This window comes from Streptomyces sp. HP-A2021 (assembly GCF_022807935.1).
Taxonomy (GTDB): Bacteria; Actinomycetota; Actinomycetes; order Streptomycetales; family Streptomycetaceae; genus Streptomyces; species Streptomyces afghaniensis.
The window spans coordinates 7,256,041-7,279,899 of sequence record NZ_CP094344.1 but is presented as its reverse complement, the minus strand read 5'-3'; the positions used below and the strand labels follow the sequence as shown (position 1 = coordinate 7,279,899).

The window sequence follows — 23,859 nt, the reverse complement described above, 5'->3', positions numbered from 1 at the left end:
GGGGTGCCCGGACATCTCCGGGCACCCCTCGGTGTAGCGCGGCTGATCGTCAGGTCTTCTTCGCCGACCCGGCCTCGTCATTGGCCTCGTCGGCCTTGGACTCGTCGTCCTTGCCCTCCCCGACGGACTCGCCGGCGGACTCGTCGTCGCCGTCGGCTTCACCGCCGGCAGCCTCCACGCCCGGCTCCACCACCGCTTCCCGGCCCGGCCGCTTCTTCGACGACAGCACGAGGTAGGTCACGGCGAGCAGGAACACCAGGATCGCGGTCCACACGTTCAGCCGGACACCCAGGATGTGGTGGGCGTCGTCGACCCGCATGTACTCGATCCACGCCCGGCCCGCGCAGTACGCGGCGACGTACAGCGCGAACGCCCGGCCGTGGCCCAGCCGGAAGCGGCGGTCCGCCCAGATCACCAGGAGCGCGACGCCGATGCACCACAGCGACTCGTACAGGAACGTCGGGTGGTAGGTGCCCGGCACCCGGCCGTCCGCGGTGGACGTGATCTCCAGGGCCCAGGGCAGGTCGGTGGGCTTGCCGTACAGCTCCTGGTTGAACCAGTTGCCCCAGCGGCCGATCGCCTGGGCGAGGGCGATGCCCGGCGCGACGGCGTCGGCGTACGCCGGCATCGGGATGCCCCGGCGCCGGCAGCCGATCCAGGCGCCCAGCGCGCCCAGCGCGATCGCGCCCCAGATGCCGAGGCCGCCCTCCCAGATCTTGAAGGCGTCCACCCAGTCACGGCCCTCGCTGAAGTACAGCTCGTAGTCCGTGATCACGTGGTAGAGCCGGCCGCCCACGAGGCCGAAGGGCACGGCCCAGACCGCGATGTCGGCCACCGTGCCGGCCCGCCCGCCCCGGGCGATCCAGCGCTTGTTGCCGAGCCAGACGGCAACGAAGACGCCGATGATGATGCAGAACGCGTAGCCGCGCAGCGGAATGGGGCCGAGATACAGCACCCCGCGTGACGGGCTGGGAATGAAGGCAAGTTCCATGGCAAGGTCGACGCTACCGTGCCCGGCCGGGGCCGCGGCAGGCAGCCCGGCTACGGGTCCATAACGGGCGGGTGAGAAAAGCCTTCACCCCTTGTTCTGCTCCTGCACCATCCGCTTCAGCTTGGCCGGGGTCATCGTCCGGTCCTGGTAGATGTTCTTGCCGTCGAACAGGACGGTCGGCGTGCCCGAGAAGCCGCCCTTGTTGAACGCCTGGTGGGACTTGGCGACCCAGCTGTTGTGCGTGCCGTCCTCGACGCACTTGCGGAAGGCGGGGGTGTCCAGGCCGTCGACCTTGCCGGCCAGCTCGATCAGCTTGTCGTTCCTGGCGTAGGCGTCCTCGACCTCCTGGGGCTGGTTGTCGAAGAGCACGTCGTGGTACGCGGGGAACTTCCCGGCGTCCTGGGCGCAGGCCGCGGCGTTGGCCGCGTTGCGGGAGCCGCTGCCGCCCATGTTGCCGTCGATGAGGGTGACCAGGTGGTACTCGGTCTTCAGCTTGCCGGCGTTCGTCAGCTCGTGGATCACCGGCCGGTACGCCGTCTCGAAGGCCTTGCAGGCCGGGCAGCGGAAGTCCTCCCACACCGTGAGCGTGGACTTGGCGCTGTCCTTGCCGACCGGGATGGCCAGGCCGTCCTTGCCCTGTGCTCCCGAGGGCGCCACGACCGGGCCCGCCGCTTCGCTGTCGTCGTCCTTCCCGGCGTTGGCGGCGACGACGCCGATCACCGCCGCGAGCCCCAGGACGGCCACGACGGCACCACCCACGATCAGCGCGCGCCTGCGCTTCTCCGAGGCCTTCTGCTTCTCGCGCTCCACCGCCAGCTTCTCCCGGGCGGTGCGCTTTCCCTCACGGTTCTTCTCGCTCACACCCCGGAAACGAACCGGGGAGGCGCACCGCGCCTCCCCGGCCCCAGGTCCACCCGTACGAGGGACCTGTACGACTACCCGGTTTCTTACGCCTGTCGGCGTACGCCCTTCGCCAGGCCGGCCGCCAGGGTGCGGACGGCCTCGACACCGGCCGCGTCGTCCGGGGCGTCCAGCATGGCCTTGACGAAGGCCGAGCCGACGATCACGCCGTCGGCGAAGCCGGCGACCTCGGCGGCCTGGGTGGCGTTGGAGACGCCGAGCCCGACGCAGACCGGCAGGTCCGTGCCGGTGGCCCGGGTGCGGGCCACCAGGTCCTCGGCCTGCGAGCTGACCGACTCGCGGGTGCCGGTGACGCCCATGAGGGAGGCGGCGTAGACGAAGCCGCTGCCCGCCGTGGTGATCTGCGCGAGCCGCTCGTCCTTGCTGCTGGGCGCGACGACGAAGACGGTGGCGAGGTTGTGCTTCTGCGCGTGCTCCCTCCACAGCGCCGACTCCTGTACGGGCAGGTCGGGCAGGATGCACCCGGCGCCGCCCGCCTCGGCGAGCTCGGCGGTGAACCGCTCGACGCCGTAGCGGTCGATGGGGTTCCAGTACGTCATGACGAGGACCGGCTTGCCGGTGGCCGCGTGGGCCTCGCGGACCGTGCGCATCACGTCGGCGATCTTCACCCCGCCGCGCAGGGCGATGTCGTCGGCGGTCTGGATGACGGGGCCGTCGAGGACGGGGTCGCTGTGCGGCAGACCGACCTCGACGACATCGGCACCGCCGTCCAGGGCGGCCTTGATCGCCTCGATGCCGCCGTCCACGGTCGGGAACCCGGCCGGGAGGTAGGCGATGAGCGCGGAGCGCCCCTCGGACTTCGCCGCGGCGAGGGTGTCGCTCAACAGCTCGATGTTGCCGCTCACTTGGCGTCCCCTTCGATCTCGGCGGTGTCGGTGTCCGCGTCGGCGGCGACCTCGGCGTCGGTGTCGTAGAGGCCGAAGTAGCGGGCGGCGGTGTCCATGTCCTTGTCGCCGCGGCCGGACAGGTTGACCACGATCAGCCCGTCCTTGCCCAGCTCCCTGCCGACTTCCAGGGCTCCGGCCAGCGCGTGGGCGCTCTCGATGGCCGGGATGATGCCCTCGGTGCGGGACAGCAGGCGCAGGGCCTGCATGGCCGCGTCGTCGGTGATCGCGCGGTACTCACCGCGACCCGAGTCCTTGAGGTAGGAGTGCTCGGGGCCGATGCCCGGGTAGTCCAGACCGGCCGAGATCGAGTACGGCTCGGTGATCTGGCCCTCGTCGTCCTGGAGGACGTAACTGCGGGAGCCGTGCAGGATGCCGGGCTCGCCTGCGGTCAGGGTCGCCGCGTGCTCGCCGGTGTCGACACCGTGGCCGGCCGGCTCGCAGCCGATGAGGCGGACGGACTCGTCCGGGATGAAGGCGTGGAAGAGGCCGATGGCGTTGGAGCCGCCGCCGACGCAGGCGACGGCCGCGTCGGGGAGGCGGCCCGCGCGCTCCAGGAGCTGGCGGCGGGTCTCCACGCCGATGACGCGGTGGAAGTCGCGGACCATGGCCGGGAAGGGGTGGGGGCCGGCGACCGTGCCGAAGAGGTAGTGCGTGTGGTCGACGTTGGCGACCCAGTCGCGGAACGCCTCGTTGATCGCGTCCTTCAGCGTGCGGCTGCCGGACTTCACGGCGATGACCTCGGCGCCGAGCATGCGCATGCGGGCCACGTTGAGGGCCTGGCGCTGGGTGTCGATCTCGCCCATGTAGATCGTGCACTCGAGGCCGAAGAGGGCACAGGCCGTCGCGGTGGCGACGCCGTGCTGGCCGGCGCCGGTCTCGGCGATGACCCGGGTCTTGCCCATGCGCTTGGTGAGCAGGGCCTGGCCGAGGACGTTGTTGATCTTGTGGGAGCCGGTGTGGTTGAGGTCCTCGCGCTTGAGGAAGACGCGAGCGCCGCCCGCTTCCGCGGCGAAACGAGGGACTTCGGTGAGGGCCGACGGGCGGCCGGTGTAGTTGACCAGGAGGTCGTCGAGTTCCTTGGCGAACTCGGGGTCGTGCTTGGCCTTGTCGTACTCGACGGCCACCTCGTCGACTGCGGCGACGAGGGCCTCCGGGATGAACTTGCCGCCGAATGTCCCGAAGTAGCCTTCGGGGTTGGGCGTTTGACCCTCGGGGTCGGGGATGAAGAACTGGCTGGGCATGCGGAAACCTTCACGGTGAGTGTGTGTGAATGCACTGATCGCCGTGGGGGCAGGGATTGTCAGTTGGCTGCGGGCCCGTTGGGGCTGGTCGCGCAGTTCCCCGCGCCCCTAAAAGCCCTGCCATCGCATGCCGTTGACCTGCCCGGGCTCGTCACCGATGACGTACCGGACGCGGCGGCCGTGTACGCGGCGCGCGGGCGCACGGCAGCCGCGGGGGCGGCAGCCGCGCGCGAGGCGGGCGTACCGGTCCACGGTCGTCATGGTGAGAGTCATCGGGGCAAGCCTAGCGGGAGATCAGCCCCGGCCGTGCCGGAGTGCGGGATGTTCGCCTGCCGCCACCAGGTCGGAGACCGCCGTCTTGGGGTCCTTGCCGGTGACGAGGGACTCGCCCACCAGGACCGCGTCGGCGCCGGCGTTGGCGTAGGCGATGAGGTCGTGCGGGCCGCGGACGCCGGACTCGGCGATCTTGATGATGTGGTCGGGGATCTCGGGTGCCACGCGCTCGAAGGTGCCACGGTCGACCTCGAGGGTCTTGAGGTTGCGCGCGTTGACGCCGATCACACGGGCGCCGGCGTCGACCGCGCGCTCGACCTCGTCCTCGTCGTGCACCTCGACGAGCGGCGTGAGCCCGATGGACTCGGCGCGCTCGATGAGGGACTCCAGGGCGGGCTGGTCGAGGGCGGCGACGATCAACAGGACGACGTCGGCGCCGTAGGCGCGGGCCTCCCACAGCTGGTACGACGTGACGATGAAGTCCTTGCGCAGGACCGGGATGTCCACGCGGGCGCGGACCGCTTCGAGGTCGGCGAGCGAGCCGCCGAAGCGCCGCTGTTCGGTGAGGACGGAGATGACGGCCGCGCCGCCCGCCTCGTAGTCCGCGGCGAGTCCGGCCGGGTCGGCGATCGCGGCCAGCGCGCCCTTGGAGGGGCTGGAGCGCTTGACCTCGCAGATGACCTTGACGCCGTCGCCGCGCAGTGCGGCCGCACCGTCCTTGGCCGCGGGAGCCTTCGCCGCACGCTCCTTGAGCTCGTCGAGGCTGACGCGCGCCTGCCGCTCCGCGAGGTCGGCACGGACTCCGTCGATGATCTCGTCGAGCACACTCACGCGAGCGGCCCCCTTCCAGACTCTTGACAGTTCCAGCGACCGATCGAAAACCGATGGTCACTGCGATGGTATCCGCAGCGGGGCGTAGGCTTCGCATCCGGTTGACGCCGGTCCCACTACCTGGACTTCCGCTGGTTGATCAAGGATGGAGCCAGCCTCCGAAGGGCAGGTTCCGGACAACGGTGAAGACCAGCAGCAACGCGCCGAGGCTCCACACCAGCCCCGGGCGGGGGTCGATCCGCATCGCACGCCCGCGCACCGCGTGGACCACCCATACGGTCCACAGCACGGCGAAGGCCAGATAGCCGAGGACGGCGAGCGCGTTGGCGTGCAGTGCCGCCGGGACGTCGCCGTGGACGAAGGCGTGCGCGCTGCGCAGTCCGCCGCAGCCGGGGCAGTACAGGCCGGTGTAGCGCAGCAGCGGGCAGGCGGGGTAGTGGCCGGGTTCGTTGGGATCGACCGCGCCCACGTAGGCGAACGCGGCGGCGACGGCCGCGAGCACCCCGGCGGGGACGGCCAGGCGGCCCGGGACGCTGCGCGTCACCCTTCGGCTGTCGGCGTTCACGGTAGGCATTGTGCCCGGCGCACGCGTGAGGGGCGGTCCCGGCACCCAAGTGCCGGCCGCCCCTCACGCGACAGCGCGGTGCTCCGCGGGGGTCAGCCCTCGGCGCGCGCGGGCTCGCGGTCGCCCGTCATCGCGTGCGGCTGGTGCAGGTCCTTCGGCTGGCCGAGGCCCATCATCCGCATGATGGCGCCGACGACACCACCGAGGAGCACGACGACCATGCCCGCCCAGAAGCCCACGGGCTGGTCCATCACCATGAACGCGCCCGCGACGCAGAAACCGATGAAGGCGATCGTGACACCGGTCCAGGCGGCCGGGGTGTGACCGTGGCTGCTGCCCGCCATTGCTTGCTCCTCGTTGCTGTGTGCGTGTCTGAGCAGGACGCTCGGGCCCATTGTCCCGCACGTGCGCGCCCGCCGTGAGCGGGGGTGTCCCCGCTCCCCCGGGTGGCTCACGCCCCGGTCGGGTCCTCGCCCCGGTCGAGTGCCTTCCACAGGTCCTCGGGCCGGTCGGGGTCGACGGCGGGGGCCTTGCGGCGCGGCTGGGGCGTGCCGCCGCGCTCGTAGCGGCCGGACATCGCGGGCCACAGTCGGCCGTAGCGCAGGGCGAGCAGCCCGGCCAGGAGGATCAGGACGCCACCGACGGCCGCGACGTACGGCCAGGCGGTGTGGCTGAGGGTGGCCACGGAGGCGGAGGTGTCGCCGGAGGCCTGGGCGGCCTGCTCGTCGAGCGCGGAGCCGTCGGAGGCGCCGAGCAGGGCGGCGGCGACGATGCCCGCGCCGGAGAGCGCCAGCAGCGCGGCCACGATGAGGCGACCGGCCCGGCGGACGGCGAAGACGGCGACGAGCGCGGCGAGGCCCACTACGGCGAGCGCCGCGGGTACGCCCGTGACGTCGCTGCCCTTGGCGGTCAGGGGGAAGGCGCCGCCGGCCACCGTCGCGGTGCCCTCCGCCCAGCGCTGCCGGGTGGCGAGCAGCGCCACGGCCGCGCCGAGCGCGCCGCACAGCAGCGCGACGGCGAGGCTCAGGCGACCGGCCCGGGCGGATCCGGCGGCTTCGGAACGGGGGTGAGGTACAGCAGTCACGTACCCCACTATCGCCTGAACCCCGGGCGAACCGTCACCCGGGGTTCATCTCAGGCCTTTCCCAGCCGGTTCGCCGTGTGTACGGCCCTGAGGACCGCCGCCGCCTTGTTGCGGCACTCGGTGTCCTCGGCGACCGGGTCGGAGTCGGCGACGATGCCCGCACCGGCCTGCACGTAGGCGGTTCCGTCACGGAGGAGGGCCGTGCGGATGGCGATGGCGGTGTCGGAGTCGCCCGCGAAGTCGAGGTAGCCGACACAGCCGCCGTAGAGCCCGCGCCGGGACGGTTCGAGTTCGTCGATGATCTGCATGGCGCGGGGCTTGGGGGCTCCGGAGAGAGTGCCGGCCGGGAAGCAGGCGGTGAGGACGTCGAAGGCCGTGCGGCCCGGGGCGACGCGGCCCGTCACCGTCGAGACGATGTGCATGACGTGCGAGTACCGCTCGACGGACATGAAGTCGACGACCTCGACCGAGCCGGGCTCGCAGACCCGCCCCAGGTCGTTGCGGCCCAGGTCGACGAGCATGAGGTGCTCGGCGCGCTCCTTGGGGTCGGCGAGCAGCTCGTCGGCGAGGGCCTGGTCCTCCTGCGGGGTGGCGCCGCGCCAGCGGGTGCCGGCGATGGGGTGGACCATGGCGCGTCCGTCCTCGACCTTGACCAGGGCCTCTGGGGACGAGCCGACGACGTCGAAGCCGTCGAAGCGGAACAGGTACATGTACGGGGACGGGTTGGTGGCCCGCAGGACCCGGTAGACGTCCAGCGCGCTCGCCGTGCACGGCGTCTCGAAGCGCTGCGAGGGGACCACCTGGAAGGCCTCGCCGGCCCGGATGCGCTCCTTGATGTCCTCGACGGCCACCTGGAAGTCGGGGCCGCCCCACAGCGCGGTGTACTCGGGGAGCTCGGAGGGCGGCAGGGCGGCCGGGGGCTGGGCGACCGCGCGGGAGAGGTCGGCCTCCATGACGTCGAGCCGGGCCACGGCGTCCGCGTAGGCCTCGTCGACGCCGGTCTCCAGGTCGTTGTGGTTGATCGCGTTGGCGATCAGCAGGACCGAGCCCTCCCAGTGGTCCATGACCGCCAGGTCGCTGGTGAGCAGCATGGTGAGCTCGGGCAGCTTCAGGTCGTCGCGCTCGCCGGGGCCGATCTTCTCCAGGCGGCGGACGATGTCGTAGCCGAGGTAGCCGACCATGCCGCCGGTGAAGGGCGGCATGCCGTCCTGGTGGGGCGTGTGCAGGGCCTCGATGGTGGCGCGCAGCGCGGCGAGGGGGTCGCCGTCGACGGGGACCCCGACGGGCGGGGCGCCGAGCCAGTGGGCCTGCCCGTCGCGCTCGGTCAGCGTCGCCGCCGACCGCACGCCCACGAAGGAGTAACGGGACCACGAGCGGCCGTTCTCCGCGGACTCCAGCAGGAAGGTGCCGGGGCGCTCGGCGGCGAGTTTGCGGTAGAGCGCCACCGGGGTGTCGCCGTCGGCGAGGAGCTTGCGGGTGACCGGGATGACCCGCCGGTCGGTGGCGAGCTTGCGGAACGTCTCGAGGTCCATGGCCGCTGACCTTACTGATCCGAGGCGGGGGCGTCGGAGCCGCCGTCCTTGAGGAGCACGTCCTCGTCGAAGCAGGTGCGCGCGCCGGTGTGGCAGGCGGCGCCGACCTGGTCGACCTTCACCAGGACGGTGTCGGCGTCGCAGTCGAGGGCGACGGACTTCACCCACTGGAAGTGGCCCGAGGTGTCGCCCTTGACCCAGTACTCCCGGCGGCTGCGCGACCAGTACGTGCACCGGCCGGTGGTGAGGGTGCGATGCAGCGCCTCGTCGTCCATCCAGCCGAGCATCAGCACCTCTCCGGTGTCGTACTGCTGGGCGATGGCGGGCAGGAGGCCGTCGGCGCTGCGCTTGAGGCGGGCGGCGATCTCCGGGTCGAGACGGCTGGGCCGGGGGGACGTGCTGGTCATGCCGACCATTGTGCCGCGCGCCACTGACAGGCCAGGTGGAGTGTCCACTGTGCGGACCTGATCTGCGGTCGTAGGCTGGGCCGCATGTCGACCCATGCCAAGCGTGAACGACTTCTCCTCGCCGATCTGTTGGAGACCGCGGGCCCGGACGCGCCCACCCTGTGCGAGGGCTGGACCACGCGGGACCTCGCCGCGCACGTGGTGGTGCGCGAGCGCCGCCCGGACGCCGCCGGCGGGATACTGATCAAGCAGCTCGCGCCGCGCCTGGACCGGGTGATGGCCGAGTACACCGACAAGCCGTACGAGGAGCTGATCCAGCTGATCCGCACGGGGCCGCCGCGGTTCTCGCCCTTCTCGCTCAAGCCGGTCGACGAGATGTCGAACATCATCGAGTTCTACGTCCACACGGAGGACGTCCGGCGCGCCCAGCCCGACTGGTCGCCGCGCGAGCTCGACCCGGTGTTCCAGGACGCCCTGTGGTCCCGACTGGAGCGCACCGCCCGGCTGATGGGGCGCGGCGTCCCGACGGGCCTGGTGCTGCGCCGCCCGGACGGCCAGACGGTCGTCGCGCAGCGGGGCGCGCCGGTGGTCACGGTGACGGGTGAGCCCTCGGAGCTGGTGCTGTTCTCCTACGGCCGGCAGAGCAAGGCCAAGGTCGAGCTGGACGGCGACGAGGACGCGATCGCGAAGCTGCACGAGGCGAAGCAGCTCGGGATCTGAAGCAGCGGTTCGGGGCTCCCGGCAGGCGGGTCACCGCACCGGGTGGCCCGCCTCCCGCAGCGTCTGCTTGACCTCGCCGATGCGCAGGTCCCCGAAGTGGAACACCGACGCGGCCAGCACCGCGTCCGCGCCCGCCGCGATGGCCGGCGGGAAGTCCGCCAGCTTGCCCGCGCCGCCCGAGGCGATGACCGGCACGGTCACGTGCTTGCGGACGGCCTGGATCATCTCCAGGTCGTAGCCGTCCTTGGTGCCGTCCGCGTCCATGGAGTTGAGCAGGATCTCGCCGGCGCCCAGCTCGGCGGCCCGGTGCGCCCACTCGACGGCGTCGATGCCGGTGCCGCGGCGGCCGCCGTGGGTGGTCACCTCGAAGGAGCCGGACTCGGTGCGGCGCGCGTCCACCGACAGGACCAGGACCTGGCGGCCGAAGCGTTCCGCGATCTCCCGGATCAGCTCCGGGCGGGCGATCGCGGCCGTGTTGACGCCGACCTTGTCCGCGCCGGCCCGCAGCAGCTTGTCCACGTCCTCGGCGGTGCGCACCCCGCCGCCGACCGTGAGCGGGATGAACACCTGTTCGGCCGTGCGGCGCACGACGTCGTAGGTCGTCTCGCGGTTGCCCGACGAGGCGGTGATGTCCAGGAACGTCAGCTCGTCGGCGCCCTCTGCGTCGTACACCTTGGCCATCTCGACGGGGTCGCCCGCGTCGCGCAGGTTCTGGAAGTTGACGCCCTTGACGACCCGGCCGTTGTCCACGTCCAGGCAGGGGATGACTCGGACCGCCAGGGTCATGAATCCACCGTTCCTCTGAATGCCTCTAGTTCCACCGACACCAGGACGCGCGGGTCGACGAAGCCGTCCACCACGAGGAAGGTCGCGACCGGACGCACGGAGTCGAACAGCTCCTTGTGCGCCCGGCCCACCTCGTCGAGGTCGCGCGTGTGTGCCAGATACATCCGCGTCCGGACCACGGACCCGATGCCGAGCCCGAACTCGCCGATCGCTTCGAGGGCGCTGGTGAAGGCCGCCTTGGCCTGCTCGTACGGGTCGCCCTCCCCGTACAGCACGTCGCCCTTGAAGGGCGTCGTACCCGCCACCAGCACCCGATCGCCCGCCGCCACGGCGCGCGCGAAACCGAAACTCTCTTCCCAGGGACTTCCGCTCTGCACGCGCCGTACGGCATCGCTCATGACGACACAGTCTCCAATGCCTCTTCCAGGGTGAACGCCTTCGCGTACAGCGCCTTCCCTACGATCGCGCCCTCGACACCGAGCGGCACGAGGCCGGCGATGGCCCGGAGGTCGTCCAGCGAGGACACGCCGCCGGAGGCCACGACAGGGCGGTCCGTCGCGGCGCACACGTTGCGCAGCAGTTCCAGGTTCGGGCCCTGGAGCGTGCCGTCCTTCGCGATGTCCGTGACGACGTACCGCGCGCAGCCCTCCTTGTTGAGGCGCTCCAGCGTCTCGTAGAGGTCGCCGCCGTCGCGGGTCCAGCCGCGGCCGCGCAGGGTGGTGCCGCGGACGTCCAGGCCGACCGCGATCTTGTCGCCGTGCTCGGCGATGACCTTGGCGACCCACTCGGGGGTCTCCAGGGCGGCCGTGCCGAGGTTCACGCGGGTGCAGCCGGTGGCCAGGGCGGCGGCCAGGCTGTCGTCGTCGCGGATGCCGCCGGACAGCTCCACCTTGATGTCCATGGCCCGGGCGACCTCGGCGATCAGCTCGCGGTTGTCGCCGGTGCCGAACGCGGCGTCCAGGTCGACCAGGTGCAGCCACTCGGCGCCGGAGCGCTGCCAGGCCAGGGCGGCCTCCAGGGGCGAGCCGTAGGAGGTTTCCGTACCGGACTCGCCGTGCACCAGGCGCACCGCCTGGCCGTCGCGGACGTCGACGGCGGGGAGGAGTTCGAGCTTGCTCACAGTGTTCCGATCCAGTTGGTGAGGAGCTGGGCTCCGGCGTCGCCGGACTTCTCGGGGTGGAACTGCGTGGCCCACAGGGCGCCGTTCTCGACGGCCGCGACGAACGGCTTGCCGTGCGTGGACCAGGTGACCTTGGGGGCCTCCATCGCGGGGTTGTGGGTCTCCAGCGACCAGTCGTGGACGGCGTAGGAGTGCACGAAGTAGAAGCGCGCGTCCGCGTCCAGGCCCGCGAACAGCTGCGAGCCGGCCGCTGCTTCGACGGTGTTCCAGCCCATGTGGGGCACGATCTCGGCCTGGAGCGGCTCGACCGAGCCGGGCCACTCGTCGAGGCCCTCGCTCTCCACGCCGTGTTCGATGCCGCGGGCGAAGAGGATCTGCATGCCGACGCAGATGCCCATCACCGGGCGGCCGCCGGACAGCCGGCGGTCGACGATCCAGTCGCCGCGTGCCTCGCGCAGGCCCTTCATGCAGGAGGCGAAGGCGCCGACGCCCGGCACGAGCAGCCCGTCGGCGTTCAGGGCCTTGTCGTAGTCACGCGTTATCTCGACGTCGGCTCCCGCGCGGGCGAGGGCACGCTCGGCGGAGCGGACGTTGCCGAAGCCGTAGTCGAAGACGACTACCTTCTTCTGCTTCTTCGAGGGGGAGCTCGACGGGGCGCTCAATTCCACACCTCCAGCCTCACGACACCGGCCGCCAGGCACATCGCGGCGCCGATGGAGAGCAGCACGATCAGGCCCTTGGGCATCTTCTGCTTGACGAAGGAGTAGATCCCGCCGACGAGGAACAGGCCGACGACGATCAGCAGGGTCGAGATGCCGTTCACAGGGCGCCCTTCGTGGAGGGGAGGATGCCGGACGCGCGCGGGTCCCGCTCGGAGGCGTAGCGCAGGGCCCTGGCCAGCGCCTTGAACTGGCACTCCACGATGTGGTGGGCGTTGCGCCCGTAGGGCACGTGCACGTGCAGCGCGATCTGGGCCTGGGCGACGAAGGACTCCAGGATGTGCCGGGTCATCGTGGTGTCGTACTCGCCGATCATCGGCGCCATCTTCTCGGGCTCGGTGTGCACGAGGTAGGGGCGGCCGGACAGGTCGACGGTGACCTGGGCGAGGGACTCGTCCAGCGGGACCGTGCAGTTGCCGAAGCGGTAGATGCCGACCTTGTCGCCGAGGGCCTGCTTGAAGGCGGAGCCGAGGGCGAGGGCGGTGTCCTCGATGGTGTGGTGCGAGTCGATGTGCAGGTCGCCCTCGGTCTTCACGGTCAGGTCGAACAGACCGTGCCGGCCGAGCTGGTCGAGCATGTGGTCGTAGAAGCCGACGCCGGTGGAGATCTCCGTCTTGCCGGTGCCGTCGAGGTCGATCTCGACGAGGACCGAGGTCTCCTTGGTCGTCCGCTCCACGCGTCCGGTGCGGCTCATGAACTCTGCTCCTTCTTCAGTGCACGTACCGCGTCGAGGAACGCGTCGTTCTCTTCGGGGGTGCCGGCCGACACCCGCAGCCACCCGGGGATGCCGTTGTCCCGGACCAGGACGCCCCGGTCGAGGATCTTCTGCCAGGTTGTGTGCGCGTCCTCGAACCTGCCGAACTGCACGAAGTTGGCATCGGACTCGACGACGTCGTAGCCGATGGCGCGCAGTTCGCGCACGAGGCGGTCCCGCTCGGCCTTGAGCTGCTCGACGTAGCCCAGCAGCGTGGCGGTGTGCTCCAGGGCGGCCAGGGCGGTCGCCTGGGTGACGGCCGACAGGTGGTAGGGCAGCCGGACGAGCTGGACGGCGTCGACGACGGCCGGGTGCGCGGCGAGGTAGCCGAGGCGCAGGCCCGCGGCGCCGAACGCCTTCGACATCGTGCGGGAGATGACGAGGTTCGGGCGCCCGTCGATCAGCGGCAGCAGCGAGTCGCCGTGGCTGAACTCGATGTACGCCTCGTCGACCACGACCATCGACGGCTTCGCCGCCTGCGCGGCCTCGTAGAGCGCGAGGACCGTCTCGGGCGGGACCGCGTTGCCGGTGGGGTTGTTGGGGGTGGTGATGAAGACGACGTCGGGCCGGTGCTCGGCGATCGCCTTCTCGGCGGCGGCGAGGTCGATCGTGAAGTCGTCGTTGCGCGGGCCCGAGATCCAGCCGGTGCCGGTGCCGCGCGCGATGAGCCCGTGCATCGAGTACGACGGTTCGAAGCCGATCGCGGTGCGGCCGGGCCCGCCGAAGGTCTGGAGCAGCTGCTGGATGACCTCGTTGGAGCCGTTGGCCGCCCAGACGTTGGCGAGGCCGACCTCGTGGCCGGACGTGTCCGTCAGGTACTCGGCGAGCTTCGTGCGCAGCTCGACCGCGTCCCGGTCGGGGTAGCGGTTGAGGTTGCGGGCCGCTTCACGGACCCGCTCGGCGATGCGTTCGACGAGCGGCTCGGGCAGCGGGTAGGGGTTCTCGTTGGTGTTCAGCCGGACGGGGACGTCCAGCTGGGGCGCGCCGTAGGGGGACTTGCCGCGCAGCTCGTCCCGTACGGGCAGATCGTCGATGCGTACGTCGCTCACTTGCTCTCCGGCACCTTCCAGCCGAACCTGGCCTTGATCGCCGCGCCGTGCGCGGGCAGGTCCTCCGCCTCCGCCAGCGTGACCACGTGGTGCGCGACCTCGGCCAGCGCGTCCTGCGTGTAGTCGACGATGTGGATGCCGCGCAGGAAGGACTGGACGGACAGGCCCGAGGAGTGGCAGGCGCAGCCGCCGGTGGGCAGGACGTGGTTGGAGCCGGCCGCGTAGTCGCCGAGGGAGACCGGGGCCCACGGGCCGATGAAGATCGCGCCGGCGTTCTTGACGCGGTCGGCCAGGGCGGCCGCGTCGGCCGTCTGGATCTCCAGGTGCTCGGCGCCGTACGCGTCGACCACCTTCAGGCCCTCGTCGATGCCGTCGACCAGGACGATCGCGGACTGCTTGCCGGACAGCGCCGGGACGATCCGGTCGTCGACGTGCTTGGTGGCCGCGACCTGCGGCGCCAGCTCCTTCTCCACGGCGTCCGCGAGCTCGGCGGAGTCCGTGACGAGCACGGCGGCGGCCAGCGGGTCGTGCTCGGCCTGGCTGATCAGGTCGGAGGCGACGTGCACCGGGTCGGCCGTGTCGTCGGCGAGGACCGCGATCTCGGTCGGTCCGGCCTCGGCGTCGATGCCGATCCTGCCGGTGAAGTAGCGCTTGGCGGCGGCGACCCAGATGTTGCCGGGGCCGGTGACCATGTTGGCGGGCGGGCAGGACTCGGTGCCGTACGCGAACATCGCCACAGCCGTGGCACCGCCGGCCGCGTAGACCTCGTCGACGCCGAGCAGGGCGCAGGCGGCGAGGATCGTCGGGTGCGGCAGGCCGTTGAACTCGGCCTGGGCCGGGGAGGCGAGCGCGATGGACTCGACGCCGGCCTCCTGGGCGGGCACCACGTTCATGACCACGGAGGACGGATACACGGACCGGCCGCCGGGCGCGTACAGCCCGACCCGCTCGACCGGAACCCACTTCTCGGTCACGGAGCCGCCGGGCACCACCTGGGTGGTGTGCGTGCTGCGGCGCTGCTCGCGGTGGACGGTCCGGGCGCGCCGGATGGACTCCTCAAGGGCCGCGTATACGGCCGGGTCGAGCTCCTCCAGCGCGCGCGTGAGCGCGGCGGCCGGCACCCGCACCTGGTCGAGCCTGACCCCGTCGAACCGCTCGGCGAAATCGATCAGCGCCGCGTCGCCCCGATGATGCACGTCCTCGCAGATCGGACGCACCTTCTCCAGGGCGGCCGCTACGTCGAACTCGGCTCGGGGCAGCAGGTCACGCAGGGCGGGGCCCTCGGGGAGGGCGTCGCCGCGCAGATCGATTCGGGAGATCACGTGCTCAATTCTCTCAGACCCCGATGACGCGCCGTCCGCTCGTATCAATGGCTGATACAGAACGCCGCCGGCACCCGGAAGATCCCCTTCACGTTTCGCGTTCGGGGCGTCACCCAGCGGGCATGAACAGCTGTACGAAGCACCTGACCCGCGAGTATCCGGGGAGGAAGGAAGAGACGTGACCGAGGGGGCCGGCGTGCGTGCCGGGGATGTGCCCGACGACCTGACGGCGGCCGAGGCCGGAATGTGGCAGGCGTTCCGCAACGGCAGCGTGTACGACCTGAGCAGCGGCGACCCGGTGGTGGACGATCCGCACGGCGGCCACCCCTGGGGCGAGGAGCGGACCGTGCGGGCCCGGATCGTCTGCTGGCTGCTCCTGGACGGCCCGCCCGCCCTGGCCGGCCGGGTGTCGTCGCTGAAGCTGGCCGGCGTACTGATCAGCGGCTCGCTGGACCTCGCGGGCGGCACGGTGGTGCCGTACGTCGAGATGCGCCAGTGCCGGTTCGAGCAGGACGTGCTGCTGCCCGAGGCCCGCTTCACGACCGTACGGATGGTGGACTGCTCGGTGCCGCGGCTGGAGGCCGCCCGGGTGCAGACGGAGGGCGATCTGCATCTGCCGCGCTGCCGGTTCCATCGCGGCATCAGGCTCACGGACGCGCAGATCGGCACGGACCTGATGCTCAACCAGGCGATCGCGCACCGGGACCGCAGCGGCCGGTCGATCGCCGCGGACGGCCTGACCGTCGGCCAGGACTTACAGGCCGAGCTGCTGGAGTCGCACGGCGAGCTGAGCCTGCGCGCCGCCACCATCGGTGTCTCCCTGAGCCTGCGCGGCGCCCGCCTCGCCAACCCGTACGAGCGGCTCGCCCTCAACGCACCCCAGCTGACCGTCGAGCGCAGCCTGTATCTGACCCCGGCAGGCGTCGGCGCCCAGGCGATGAGCGGGATGACCCCGGCGCGCGGGACGCGGATCCAGCGGTTCTCGTGCGAGGGCGGGATCCGGCTGGACGACGGGCGGTTCGGCGACGCGGTCGACTTCGAGCGGGCCAGGTTCACCCTCACCGACGACCAGGAGCTGTCGCTGCGCCGGGTGCAGACGCCGGAGCTGCGGTTCCTCGGCGAGCATCCCGCGCGCGGGCGTGTCGTGCTGTCGGGGGCGAAGATCGTCAACCTGATGGACCGGGCGGACGCCTGGCCCGGCCCGGGGCGGCTGCACATGGGCGGCTTCGCCTACGAGAACCTCGTGCCGCGCGGGCCGTTCCCGCTGGCCGAGCGGCTGGACTGGGTGGCGGCGGCGACCGCCGAGTACAACCCGGAGCCGTACGAGCGGCTCGCGGCCGTGCTGCGGGCCGGCGGGGAGGACGAGGACGCCCGCGAGGTGCTGCTCGCCAAGCAGCGCCGGCACCGGGAGAGCCTGCCGCCGGCCGCCAAGCTGTGGGGCTACGCGCAGGACTTGACGGTCGCCTACGGGTACCGGCCGGGCCGGGCCGCGGTATGGATGGCGGTGCTGTGGGCGGCGGGCTCGTTCGCCTTCGCGCAGGCCGGGCATCCGCCGCTGAAGCGCGGTGAGCATCCGGAGTGGAACCCCACGCTGTTCACGCTCGATCTGCTGCTGCCGGTCATCGACCTGGGCCAGGTGGGTTTCTGGCAGCTGCGCGGGGGCTGGCAGTGGCTGGCGACGGCGATGATCCTGCTGGGCTGGATCCTGGCGACGACGGTGGCGGCGGGGGCGACCCGCTTGCTGCGGCGTAACTGATGATGCCGGTGTGATCAGTGTTGTTGAACTGTCACACCTTTACGTTCTCTTGACCATAGGGCGTACAACTTTCCGCGAGTTCACCGAACGATCTGGCGCCGCCGTGACCAGCGGACTTTCAATGGTCGGCACCATGGCCATGCAGCTGCCGTTCATCCGCCCGAGCCGGATGACAAGGACCGCTTCCCACCCCGTCAGCGGGCCACGCGCCGACGACGAGGTGCTGCTCGACGCGCCCGACGCCCGGCTCAGTCCGGCACTGGTCGCGGCCGCCCGCGGGGACCACGGACCGGCCTCCGGGCTGCTCCGCGCCACCCGGGCGGCGGCCGAGTGGGAGCGGCGCGACCGGTACGTGACCCGGCTGGCCGCCTTCGCCCGCTCGCGCCCCGACTGGCTGGACGCCTGGCTCGCCATCGCCCCGCACGACCCGGACGCGCTGCTGCTCCGGGCCCAGCTGGCGGTGGACCGCGCCTGGCAGTCACCGGCCCGGGCCGAGATGCTGCGCGAGGTCAGCCCGCTGATCACGGCCGCCGCCCGGGCCGACCACGCCGACCCGGTGCCCTGGCGACTCGCGCTGGACCACGCGCGCGGCGCCCGGGCCGGACACAGCTACTTCGAGCAACTGTGGGCGGCGGCCGTCCGCCGCGCCCCGCACCACTACGGCTGCCACGAGTCGGCCCTGCGCTATCTGGCCGCGTCCTGGCACGGTTCGCACCAGGAGTGCTTCGACTTCGCCGACCGGGCCGCACAGGACGCGCCCGCCGACTCGCTCGTCCAGGCGCTCCCGCTGCGGGCGGCCTTCGGCTACCTCACCGACGGCTGCGGGCCCGAGCTGCCCAGGGAGCGGCTGGACGCCGCCGCCGACCGGGCGATCGCGCTGTCCCCGCGCCTGCCGGCGGCCGACCCCTGGCCGGCCCGGATGCGGAACCTGCTCGTCTTCGTCCTGGTGTACCTGGAGCGCTGGCCGGACGCCCGGGAACAGCTGCGCCTGAACGGCCCGTACGCCACCTCGTTCCCCTGGGACCAGGTGTCGGACGACCCGCTCGGCCACTTCCTGCGGGTCCGCGACGACATCCGGTCAGCGGCAGCCGGCCGGCCGCCCGGGCATCCACGGAGTGAACGGGGCGGACGAGTCCGCTCCGGCGACCATTAGGCTTTTGCGTCGTGACCACCGTCCGGCTCCCCCTCTTCCCCCTGAACTCGGTGCTGTTCCCGGGGCTCGTGCTCCCGCTCAACGTCTTCGAGGAGCGGTATCGCGCCATGATGCGCGAACTGCTGAAGACGCCGGAGGACGAGCCGCGCCGGTTCGCCGTCGTGGCGATCCGCGACGGCCACGAGGTGGCCCCGAGCGCGCCCGGCATGCCCGACCCCACGTCCCTGCCCGAGCGGGGGCCCGCCGCCGGCTTCGGCACGGACCCGGCCAAGGCGTTCCACAAGGTCGGCTGCATCGCGGACGCCGCGACGATCCGGGAGCGGACCGACGGCTCCTTCGAGGTGCTGGCGACCGGCACGACCCGGGTGCGGCTGCTCTCGGTCGAGGAGTCGGGTCCCTTCCTGACGGCCGAGCTGGAGACCCTGCCGGAGGAACCCGGCGACGAGGCGGCGCCGTTGGCCGAAGGGGTTCTGCGGTCCTTCCGCCAGTACCAGAAGCGGCTGGCGGGCGCGCGGGAACGGTCCCTGACGACCGGCTCCGACCTGCCGGACGAGCCCGGCGTGGTGTCGTATCTGGTGGCCGCGGCGATGATGCTGGACACCCCCACCAAGCAACGCCTGCTCCAGGCCCCCGACACGGCCTCCCGCCTGCGGGACGAGCTGAAACTCCTTCGCTCCGAGACGGCCATCATCCGTAATCTGCCGTCGTTGCCGGCGTCGGACCTGACGCGCGGCCCGACGAGTCTCAACTGAAGCGGACGCCCATGGCGAAGAAGTCGAAGAAGCAGCACCAGCCCGGCGGCACCCCGGCGACGGTCGCCCTCACGGCGGCGGGCGCGGAGTTCACGGTCCACTCCTACGACCACGACCCCGCCCACCCCTCCTACGGCGAGGAGGCGGCCGAGGCGATGGGCGTCTCACCGGACCGCGTCTTCAAGACCCTGGTGGCGGACATCGACGGCGCGCTGACGGTCGCGGTGGTCCCGGTGGCGGGCCAACTCGACCTGAAGGCCCTGGCAGCGGCGGTCGGCGGCAAACGCGCGACCATGGCCGACCCGACCCTGGCGGAACGCACGACGGGCTACGTACGGGGCGGCATCTCACCCCTGGGCCAGCGCAAGAAGCTCCCGACGGTGCTGGACGCGTCGGCCTCCGCGCACCCGACCATCTGCGTCTCGGCGGGCAGGAGGGGCCTGGAGGTGGAACTGTCCCCGGAGGACTTGGCGAGGCTGACGGAGGCGGTGCTGGCCCCGATCGGACGCCCTTAGCCGCTCAGCCGCTTAGCTGCGCACCCACCCGCCGGCAGCACCAGCGCCGAGCACTACGCGACCGGCGGTGCCTGATACGGCCCGTCGGGAAACTCCGGTTCCGGATCCCGAGGCCCGAACAACGCCGTCAACCCGAGATGGAACACCAGCGCGGCAAGCGGCCAGGCCAGCAACGCCCCCTTCGCGCCCAACTTCAACGGCGCGGAGAACGTCACCCCCCGCCCCACGTCCCGCGCATGCGCGACCACATCCTCGGCAGGCCCGAGCCAGACCCCGATCCGCCAGGCCAGCAACGACCCGAGCAGCCCTCCGACGGCCAGCCCCACCACCAGCGGCACGCCCCCACGCCGCCGCAGCAGAAACACGACCAGGGCGCTGACGACCCCGAAGGCCAGCCCGAGCAACGCGAACGTGCCGTCGACCCCGACGGCCTGCTCCCCCTCGGTGTCCTTGAGGAAGACGATCCATTTGCCCTCGACCACGTCACCGACCAGCGGCACGTGCGGCGCGAGCCACCACCACAGCACACCCAGCAGCACCCCGCCGAGCGCCACCGCCACGGCGACCAGTCCGGCCTCCCGCACTTCCGTCTTCATGCCGGGCCCGTCCTGCCAGTACCAGCCGTGCCCGGAGTACGCGGCGTACTCGGCGTGCTGAGACCCGGGGGCCTGCGATCCATGCGCCCCGGACCCGGTGCCCGGCGGCGGCCACGCGTCCTGTGTGGAACGTTCATGCGGCGGCGGTGGCGGATTCAGTGGTGCGGTCACCCTGCCATCGTGCCAGGCCCGCCTGTGCCCCGCGTCACCGGACGATCCCTCCCCGCTCACCGGACGGCCGCCCGGCGGTACGCCCAGGTCGCCACGGCCAGCGAGACGACGCCCACGAACCCGCACACGGCGAGGTCACCGAGCACGAAGGCCCAGTCGGGGTTTGGCCCGAACGTGCGCGCGAAGGCCTCCACCCCGTACGTCGACGGCAGCAGATCCCGCGCGAACCGCACGACCTCCGGCATCCGGTCCGCCGGCAGCACGCCCAGCAGCAGCGCCGCCGACATGCCCAGCTGCCCGAGCAGCGTGGCCAGCTCCGGCCGGGGCGCGAGCAGCCCGAGCGCCGCCCCCAGCCCGGCGAGCGCGGCGCCCGCCAGCGGGATCACGGCCACCAGGATCCACAGATGGGCCAGCGGCAGCCCGAACAGCACACAGCCGAACACCGCCGTCACGAGGGTGCCCGGCACGGTGAACGACGCGTACGCGCCCGCCGCGCCCAGCACCACCGCCGCCGGCGGCACCGGCAGCGTCGCGTAGTGGTCGAGCCCGCCGCTGGCCCGCAGCTGCCCGAAGTACTGCGCGAGCAGGTTCAGCGCCACGAAGGCCACCACCAGCACGGACGACCCGGCGACGACGGCCTGCGCCTCGGACCCGTCGTCCACGACCCCGCGCATCAGGATCATGATCCCGACCGACTGGAACGTCGCCACGAACAGCAGCGGGATCCGCGCGACCCGCGCCCGGGACAGCTGCGCCCGGTACACGGCCGCCAGCGACGGCCACAGCCGCGCCCGGGGCCCGAGCTCGGCCGCGCACGCGGCGGGCTCGTCCACGGCCAGGGCACTGCCCGGCAGGACATCGGCGGGTACGACACTCACGTCGCGCTGCTCCCCTTCGTCGGGTCCGGTGCGGCAGTCGCCCTGTTCGGTACGTATGTGTTCGGTACGTATGCGGCGGCCCGCGTACTCAAGGCCTTCGTACTCCTCACGCCTTCACCAGCCCCTGCTGCACGGCACCGCCCAGGGCCAGGTACACGTCCTCCAGACTCGGCGTGGCCAGCGTGAAGTCGTCCAGGGCGGCGAAGGCGGCCCCTCCGGTGACGGTGGCGACGACCGCCCGGGCCTCCTCGGGTCCGAGCCGGAGCGTCCACAGGCGCCCCGCCTCCACGGCGCGGTCCCGCAGCGCGGCCACCTCGGGGACGTGCAGTGGCGCCGCGTCCCGCCACACCAGGTCGACCCGCACCTCGCCGGCGACCTGCTCCTTGAGCCCGGCCGGGGTGTCGCAGGCGATCACCCGCCCCCGGTCGAGGACGGCCACCCGGTCCAGCACGGTCTCGGCCTCGATGACGTTGTGGGTGACGAGCAGCACGGTCGTCCCGCGCTCGGCCCGCCGCCGGTCGACGGCGGACCACACGGCCCGCCGCGCCACCGGGTCCATGCCGGTGGTCGGCTCGTCGAGCACGAGCAGCGGCCGCTCCCCCACCAGCGCCGCGGCGAAGCACGCCAGGCGCCGCTGGCCCCCGGAGAGCTTCTTCAGCGGCCGCCCGGCGAGCGGCACGAGCCCCAGCTCGTCGAGTACGTCGTCCCGCTCGGCCCGCGCCCGCCGTACGGCCAGACCGCGCAGCCGCCCGGTGGTCTCGGCGGCGAGCGACACGGTCAGCTCGTCGAGGGCGGTGGACTCCTGGCCGAGGTAGGCGAGGATCCGCGCGGCCCGCTCCGGGTGGCGCACGATGTCGTGCCCGAGGATCTCCACGCTGCCCCGGTCGGGCCGCATCAGCCCGGTGAGCTGCCGTACGAGGGTGGACTTGCCGGCGCCGTTCGGCCCGAGCAGGCCGAAGATCTCGCCGCGCCGGATGTCCAGGGTCACGTCGTCCGTGGCGCGGACCTCGGGCGTTCCGGGCGCGCCGCGCCGGCCGCGTACTGCCGGATAGGTCTTGGTCAGCCCGCGCACCGCGCACACGACGTCACCATCGTGCCGAAATGCCTGTGCCGCGCGCTTACTCACAAGCAACGAGACTACGGGGTCGACTGCCCCGGCCCGCTCTCGGGTCGGTCCACAACGGGAAATCCGTCGGCAAAGTTCTCATTCGCCGACGGGCGCGTGCTCCACCCCCGTGCGCACGCCGATCTCCTTCCAGAAGCCGGCCCGGATGGCGTACCGGTCCCGCTCGTCGATCTGGTCGTCCTTGTGGGCGAGCAGGCCGAAGCGGGCCGCGTAGCGCAGCAGCTCCCCGTCGACGCGGTGCGGGATGCGCGGGTACATCCCGGACAGTTTCTGCAGGTGGCTCTGGTCGCCGAGGCGCTCGACCCAGCGCCGGGCGAAGACCTGCCCCACCTCGTAGGGGTCACCGCCGACGGTGGTGATGTCCTCCTCGCGGTCGGCCCACCGCTGCTCGGCCGTGGTCAGCTGGGCGAGCGTCGGCATCGAGGCGGCCTCGGGGGGCTCGGCCGTGGGCCGGTCGACCCAGCCCTTGTCGGAGGACCAGCGGAGGGTGGCGGCGGGCTGCTGGGCGGACTGGGGGCCGGGGGCGCGCAGGGCGGCCAGGTCTTTGGGTGTGGGGACGCCTTTGGGGGCGGGTGCCCGTTCCTCCGCGCCGTTCTGCCCGGCGCCGGCCGCGGGGTGCTGCGGCTGCGGGGCGGGGCGCTCGGTCGCGGCGGCGAGCGCGGACTCGGGCAGCGGGGCGGAGAGGATCGCGGCGATCTCGGGCCGGGGCGCGGGCTGCGGGGCGCACACGCCGGTGTGCTCCTTGGCGCGGACGGCCTTGGTGATCCAGGTCCGGTCCAGGACGCGCCGCTCGTCGGCCTCGGCGACCAGGTCCTCGGACTGGTTGTAGTCGCCGTCGGCGGCCTGCACGGCCCACAGGTGGACGGCGACGCCGTGCTCCTTGGCGGCCATCATGCCGGGCAGCAGGTCGCCGTCGCCGGTGACGAGGACGACGTCGGAGCAGGCGCGGTTGCGGGCCAGCTCGGTGAGCTCGGCGTGCATCGCGGCGTCCACGCCCTTCTGCGCCCAGCGGCCGTCGCTGCGGGTCAGCGCGCCCAGCCGGACGGTGACCCGGGGCATCACGCGCAGCCTGCGGTGCTCGGGCTGCGGGACGCGGTCGGGGGCGCCGTCGAACCAGTAGATCCGCAGCAGCGGCTGCTGCGTGTCCGACTCGGCGCGTTCGCGCAGCCCCTGGATGAGGGCGGTGTGGTCGACGGTGATCCGGGATCGTGAGGGCTCCCCGGCGAGGAGACTCGCCGCCGCCCCCAGCAGATACCCCGCGTCCACCAGGACGATGCAGCGGTCCACACGACTCACCCTCTTCCCGGGAGGTTTGCTTCGGGCTTGCTTCGAGTCTGCCCGACGGCGCGGAGGTTAACGGCCGGAACTCGATCTTCGGCGTGGCGTTTCGCTCCGGCCTGCTCCGACTACCCCTGTCACGCAGGGTAATTGTCCGACATGCGATCGTTGTCGGCCTGTGTGAATCTGGTCCCGGCCCTGGCCCCTAGATCCCCCACAGGAGGCATCACCATGGCCAAGAACAAGAACCGTGACCGTAAGCAGCAGCGTCCGACCGAGCGCGGGCAGCGCGCGGACCGCAGCCCCGGGGCGGAGGCGGAGCCCCAGCCCGAGGTCGAGCTGACCCCCGGTGACGTGGCGTCCCGCAAGCGGAAGCGCAGCTTCGGCCACAACTGACATCTGTGTAACGGGTTGTTGAGACCCACGCACATG

The 23,859-nt window shown here is 72.2% G+C and carries 29 protein-coding genes; 6 read left to right on the top strand and 23 right to left on the bottom strand.

Going from position 1 to position 23,859, the window contains the following annotated elements; genetic code table 11:
• Positions 1–49: 49 nt before the first annotated feature.
• The 11 genes from lgt to hisI form a co-directional block, all read right to left on the bottom strand.
• A complete protein-coding gene (lgt, locus tag MQE23_RS32885; RefSeq protein ID WP_037668096.1) occupies positions 50–991 on the bottom strand; it encodes a prolipoprotein diacylglyceryl transferase in 942 nt (313 codons plus the stop codon).
• 84 nt (positions 992–1,075) lie between these two features.
• The gene (locus tag MQE23_RS32880; RefSeq protein ID WP_020271445.1) at positions 1,076–1,852 is read right to left on the bottom strand and encodes a thioredoxin domain-containing protein; all 777 of its coding nucleotides are present in this window, start codon (positions 1,850–1,852) and stop codon (positions 1,076–1,078) included.
• Positions 1,853–1,938: 86 nt separating this feature from the next.
• Positions 1,939–2,757, bottom strand: a complete 819-nt coding sequence (gene trpA / locus MQE23_RS32875; protein WP_243381000.1) for a tryptophan synthase subunit alpha — start codon at positions 2,755–2,757, stop codon at positions 1,939–1,941.
• Positions 2,754–4,040: a tryptophan synthase subunit beta gene (trpB, locus tag MQE23_RS32870; protein ID WP_020271443.1), complete on the bottom strand. Its 1,287-nt coding sequence runs from the start codon at positions 4,038–4,040 to the stop codon at positions 2,754–2,756. The genes trpA and trpB overlap by 4 nt, the downstream gene beginning before the upstream one ends.
• Before the next feature lie 108 nt (positions 4,041–4,148).
• On the bottom strand, positions 4,149–4,313 hold the full coding sequence (locus MQE23_RS32865) for a hypothetical protein (protein ID WP_020271442.1): 165 nt from the start codon (positions 4,311–4,313) through the stop codon (positions 4,149–4,151).
• A gap of 21 nt (positions 4,314–4,334) precedes the next feature.
• On the bottom strand, positions 4,335–5,144 hold the full coding sequence (gene trpC / locus MQE23_RS32860; protein WP_037668094.1) for an indole-3-glycerol phosphate synthase TrpC: 810 nt from the start codon (positions 5,142–5,144) through the stop codon (positions 4,335–4,337).
• Positions 5,145–5,283: 139 nt separating this feature from the next.
• Positions 5,284–5,718, bottom strand: a complete 435-nt coding sequence (locus MQE23_RS32855; RefSeq protein WP_037668092.1) for a DUF2752 domain-containing protein — start codon at positions 5,716–5,718, stop codon at positions 5,284–5,286.
• A gap of 83 nt (positions 5,719–5,801) precedes the next feature.
• A complete protein-coding gene (locus tag MQE23_RS32850) occupies positions 5,802–6,053 on the bottom strand; it encodes an HGxxPAAW family protein (RefSeq protein ID WP_020271439.1) in 252 nt (83 codons plus the stop codon).
• A 107-nt stretch (positions 6,054–6,160) separates the two neighbouring features.
• Positions 6,161–6,802 (bottom strand): TIGR02234 family membrane protein, encoded by a 642-nt coding sequence (locus MQE23_RS32845; RefSeq protein WP_243380999.1) that lies wholly within the window; start codon positions 6,800–6,802, stop codon positions 6,161–6,163.
• Positions 6,803–6,843: 41 nt separating this feature from the next.
• A complete protein-coding gene (locus MQE23_RS32840; protein ID WP_243380998.1) occupies positions 6,844–8,325 on the bottom strand; it encodes an anthranilate synthase component I in 1,482 nt (493 codons plus the stop codon).
• A gap of 11 nt (positions 8,326–8,336) precedes the next feature.
• The gene (hisI, locus tag MQE23_RS32835; RefSeq protein ID WP_243380997.1) at positions 8,337–8,732 is read right to left on the bottom strand and encodes a phosphoribosyl-AMP cyclohydrolase; all 396 of its coding nucleotides are present in this window, start codon (positions 8,730–8,732) and stop codon (positions 8,337–8,339) included.
• An 84-nt stretch (positions 8,733–8,816) separates the two neighbouring features.
• Between hisI and MQE23_RS32830 the strand changes: the two genes are divergently transcribed.
• Complete coding sequence (locus tag MQE23_RS32830; RefSeq protein ID WP_020271435.1) at positions 8,817–9,452, top strand: TIGR03085 family metal-binding protein; 636 nt, start codon at positions 8,817–8,819, stop codon at positions 9,450–9,452.
• A gap of 30 nt (positions 9,453–9,482) precedes the next feature.
• Here the strand turns inward: MQE23_RS32830 and hisF are convergent, their stop codons facing one another.
• The 8 genes from hisF to hisD are packed head-to-tail and all read right to left on the bottom strand — an operon-like array spanning position 9,483 to position 15,202.
• On the bottom strand, positions 9,483–10,238 hold the full coding sequence (gene hisF, locus MQE23_RS32825; protein WP_020271434.1) for an imidazole glycerol phosphate synthase subunit HisF: 756 nt from the start codon (positions 10,236–10,238) through the stop codon (positions 9,483–9,485).
• Positions 10,235–10,636, bottom strand: a complete 402-nt coding sequence (locus MQE23_RS32820; RefSeq protein ID WP_020271433.1) for a RidA family protein — start codon at positions 10,634–10,636, stop codon at positions 10,235–10,237. The genes hisF and MQE23_RS32820 overlap by 4 nt, the downstream gene beginning before the upstream one ends.
• Positions 10,633–11,358, bottom strand: coding sequence for a bifunctional 1-(5-phosphoribosyl)-5-((5-phosphoribosylamino)methylideneamino)imidazole-4-carboxamide isomerase/phosphoribosylanthranilate isomerase PriA (priA, locus tag MQE23_RS32815; RefSeq protein WP_020271432.1), 726 nt, complete (start codon positions 11,356–11,358; stop codon positions 10,633–10,635). The genes MQE23_RS32820 and priA overlap by 4 nt, the downstream gene beginning before the upstream one ends.
• On the bottom strand, positions 11,355–12,020 hold the full coding sequence (gene hisH, locus MQE23_RS32810) for an imidazole glycerol phosphate synthase subunit HisH (protein WP_037668090.1): 666 nt from the start codon (positions 12,018–12,020) through the stop codon (positions 11,355–11,357). Before hisH ends, priA begins: the two co-directional genes overlap by 4 nt.
• The gene (locus tag MQE23_RS32805; RefSeq protein ID WP_010039417.1) at positions 12,017–12,181 is read right to left on the bottom strand and encodes a hypothetical protein; all 165 of its coding nucleotides are present in this window, start codon (positions 12,179–12,181) and stop codon (positions 12,017–12,019) included. Before MQE23_RS32805 ends, hisH begins: the two co-directional genes overlap by 4 nt.
• Positions 12,178–12,771 (bottom strand): imidazoleglycerol-phosphate dehydratase HisB, encoded by a 594-nt coding sequence (gene hisB, locus MQE23_RS32800; protein ID WP_243380996.1) that lies wholly within the window; start codon positions 12,769–12,771, stop codon positions 12,178–12,180. Before hisB ends, MQE23_RS32805 begins: the two co-directional genes overlap by 4 nt.
• Entirely contained in the window at positions 12,768–13,880 is a 1,113-nt protein-coding gene (locus tag MQE23_RS32795; RefSeq protein WP_020271429.1) for a histidinol-phosphate transaminase, read from the bottom strand. The genes hisB and MQE23_RS32795 overlap by 4 nt, the downstream gene beginning before the upstream one ends.
• Complete coding sequence (hisD, locus tag MQE23_RS32790) at positions 13,877–15,202, bottom strand: histidinol dehydrogenase (RefSeq protein WP_243380995.1); 1,326 nt, start codon at positions 15,200–15,202, stop codon at positions 13,877–13,879. Before hisD ends, MQE23_RS32795 begins: the two co-directional genes overlap by 4 nt.
• Before the next feature lie 178 nt (positions 15,203–15,380).
• Between hisD and MQE23_RS32785 the strand changes: the two genes are divergently transcribed.
• From MQE23_RS32785 to ybaK, 4 genes are all read left to right on the top strand, one after another.
• Complete coding sequence (locus MQE23_RS32785; protein WP_020271427.1) at positions 15,381–16,958, top strand: hypothetical protein; 1,578 nt, start codon at positions 15,381–15,383, stop codon at positions 16,956–16,958.
• Between the two features lie 121 nt (positions 16,959–17,079).
• On the top strand, positions 17,080–18,111 hold the full coding sequence (locus MQE23_RS32780; protein WP_243382840.1) for a hypothetical protein: 1,032 nt from the start codon (positions 17,080–17,082) through the stop codon (positions 18,109–18,111).
• Between the two features lie 11 nt (positions 18,112–18,122).
• A complete protein-coding gene (locus MQE23_RS32775) occupies positions 18,123–18,863 on the top strand; it encodes an LON peptidase substrate-binding domain-containing protein (protein WP_243380994.1) in 741 nt (246 codons plus the stop codon).
• Positions 18,864–18,874: 11 nt separating this feature from the next.
• Positions 18,875–19,378, top strand: coding sequence for a Cys-tRNA(Pro) deacylase (gene ybaK / locus MQE23_RS32770; protein WP_020277577.1), 504 nt, complete (start codon positions 18,875–18,877; stop codon positions 19,376–19,378).
• A 53-nt stretch (positions 19,379–19,431) separates the two neighbouring features.
• Here the strand turns inward: ybaK and MQE23_RS32765 are convergent, their stop codons facing one another.
• The 4 genes from MQE23_RS32765 to MQE23_RS32750 form a co-directional block, all read right to left on the bottom strand.
• On the bottom strand, positions 19,432–20,145 hold the full coding sequence (locus MQE23_RS32765) for a DUF2567 domain-containing protein (RefSeq protein ID WP_243380993.1): 714 nt from the start codon (positions 20,143–20,145) through the stop codon (positions 19,432–19,434).
• Positions 20,146–20,201: 56 nt separating this feature from the next.
• A complete protein-coding gene (locus MQE23_RS32760; RefSeq protein ID WP_243380992.1) occupies positions 20,202–21,023 on the bottom strand; it encodes an ABC transporter permease in 822 nt (273 codons plus the stop codon).
• 106 nt (positions 21,024–21,129) lie between these two features.
• Positions 21,130–22,104 carry an ABC transporter ATP-binding protein gene (locus tag MQE23_RS32755; protein WP_243380991.1) on the bottom strand — a complete coding sequence of 325 codons (975 nt, stop codon included), beginning with the start codon at positions 22,102–22,104 and terminating at the stop codon, positions 21,130–21,132.
• A gap of 123 nt (positions 22,105–22,227) precedes the next feature.
• Positions 22,228–23,436: an NYN domain-containing protein gene (locus tag MQE23_RS32750; protein ID WP_243380990.1), complete on the bottom strand. Its 1,209-nt coding sequence runs from the start codon at positions 23,434–23,436 to the stop codon at positions 22,228–22,230.
• Positions 23,437–23,658: 222 nt separating this feature from the next.
• On the opposite strand from MQE23_RS32750, the gene MQE23_RS32745 reads away from it, so the two are divergent.
• Complete coding sequence (locus tag MQE23_RS32745; RefSeq protein WP_243380989.1) at positions 23,659–23,823, top strand: hypothetical protein; 165 nt, start codon at positions 23,659–23,661, stop codon at positions 23,821–23,823.
• Positions 23,824–23,859: the final 36 nt, after the last annotated feature.

Coding starts and splice junctions, on each gene's coding strand:
- lgt (WP_037668096.1), bottom strand. CDS start 991: ATGGAACTTGCCTTCATTCCCAGCCCGTCACGCGGGGTGCTGTATCTC.
- trpB (WP_020271443.1), bottom strand. CDS start 4,040: ATGCCCAGCCAGTTCTTCATCCCCGACCCCGAGGGTCAAACGCCCAAC.
- MQE23_RS32865 (WP_020271442.1), bottom strand. CDS start 4,313: ATGACTCTCACCATGACGACCGTGGACCGGTACGCCCGCCTCGCGCGC.
- MQE23_RS32855 (WP_037668092.1), bottom strand. CDS start 5,718: ATGCCTACCGTGAACGCCGACAGCCGAAGGGTGACGCGCAGCGTCCCG.
- MQE23_RS32850 (WP_020271439.1), bottom strand. CDS start 6,053: ATGGCGGGCAGCAGCCACGGTCACACCCCGGCCGCCTGGACCGGTGTC.
- MQE23_RS32840 (WP_243380998.1), bottom strand. CDS start 8,325: ATGGACCTCGAGACGTTCCGCAAGCTCGCCACCGACCGGCGGGTCATC.
- hisI (WP_243380997.1), bottom strand. CDS start 8,732: ATGACCAGCACGTCCCCCCGGCCCAGCCGTCTCGACCCGGAGATCGCC.
- MQE23_RS32830 (WP_020271435.1), top strand. CDS start 8,817: ATGTCGACCCATGCCAAGCGTGAACGACTTCTCCTCGCCGATCTGTTG.
- hisF (WP_020271434.1), bottom strand. CDS start 10,238: ATGACCCTGGCGGTCCGAGTCATCCCCTGCCTGGACGTGGACAACGGC.
- MQE23_RS32820 (WP_020271433.1), bottom strand. CDS start 10,636: ATGAGCGATGCCGTACGGCGCGTGCAGAGCGGAAGTCCCTGGGAAGAG.
- hisB (WP_243380996.1), bottom strand. CDS start 12,771: ATGAGCCGCACCGGACGCGTGGAGCGGACGACCAAGGAGACCTCGGTC.
- MQE23_RS32780 (WP_243382840.1), top strand. CDS start 17,080: ATGGTCGGCACCATGGCCATGCAGCTGCCGTTCATCCGCCCGAGCCGG.
- ybaK (WP_020277577.1), top strand. CDS start 18,875: ATGGCGAAGAAGTCGAAGAAGCAGCACCAGCCCGGCGGCACCCCGGCG.
- MQE23_RS32745 (WP_243380989.1), top strand. CDS start 23,659: ATGGCCAAGAACAAGAACCGTGACCGTAAGCAGCAGCGTCCGACCGAG.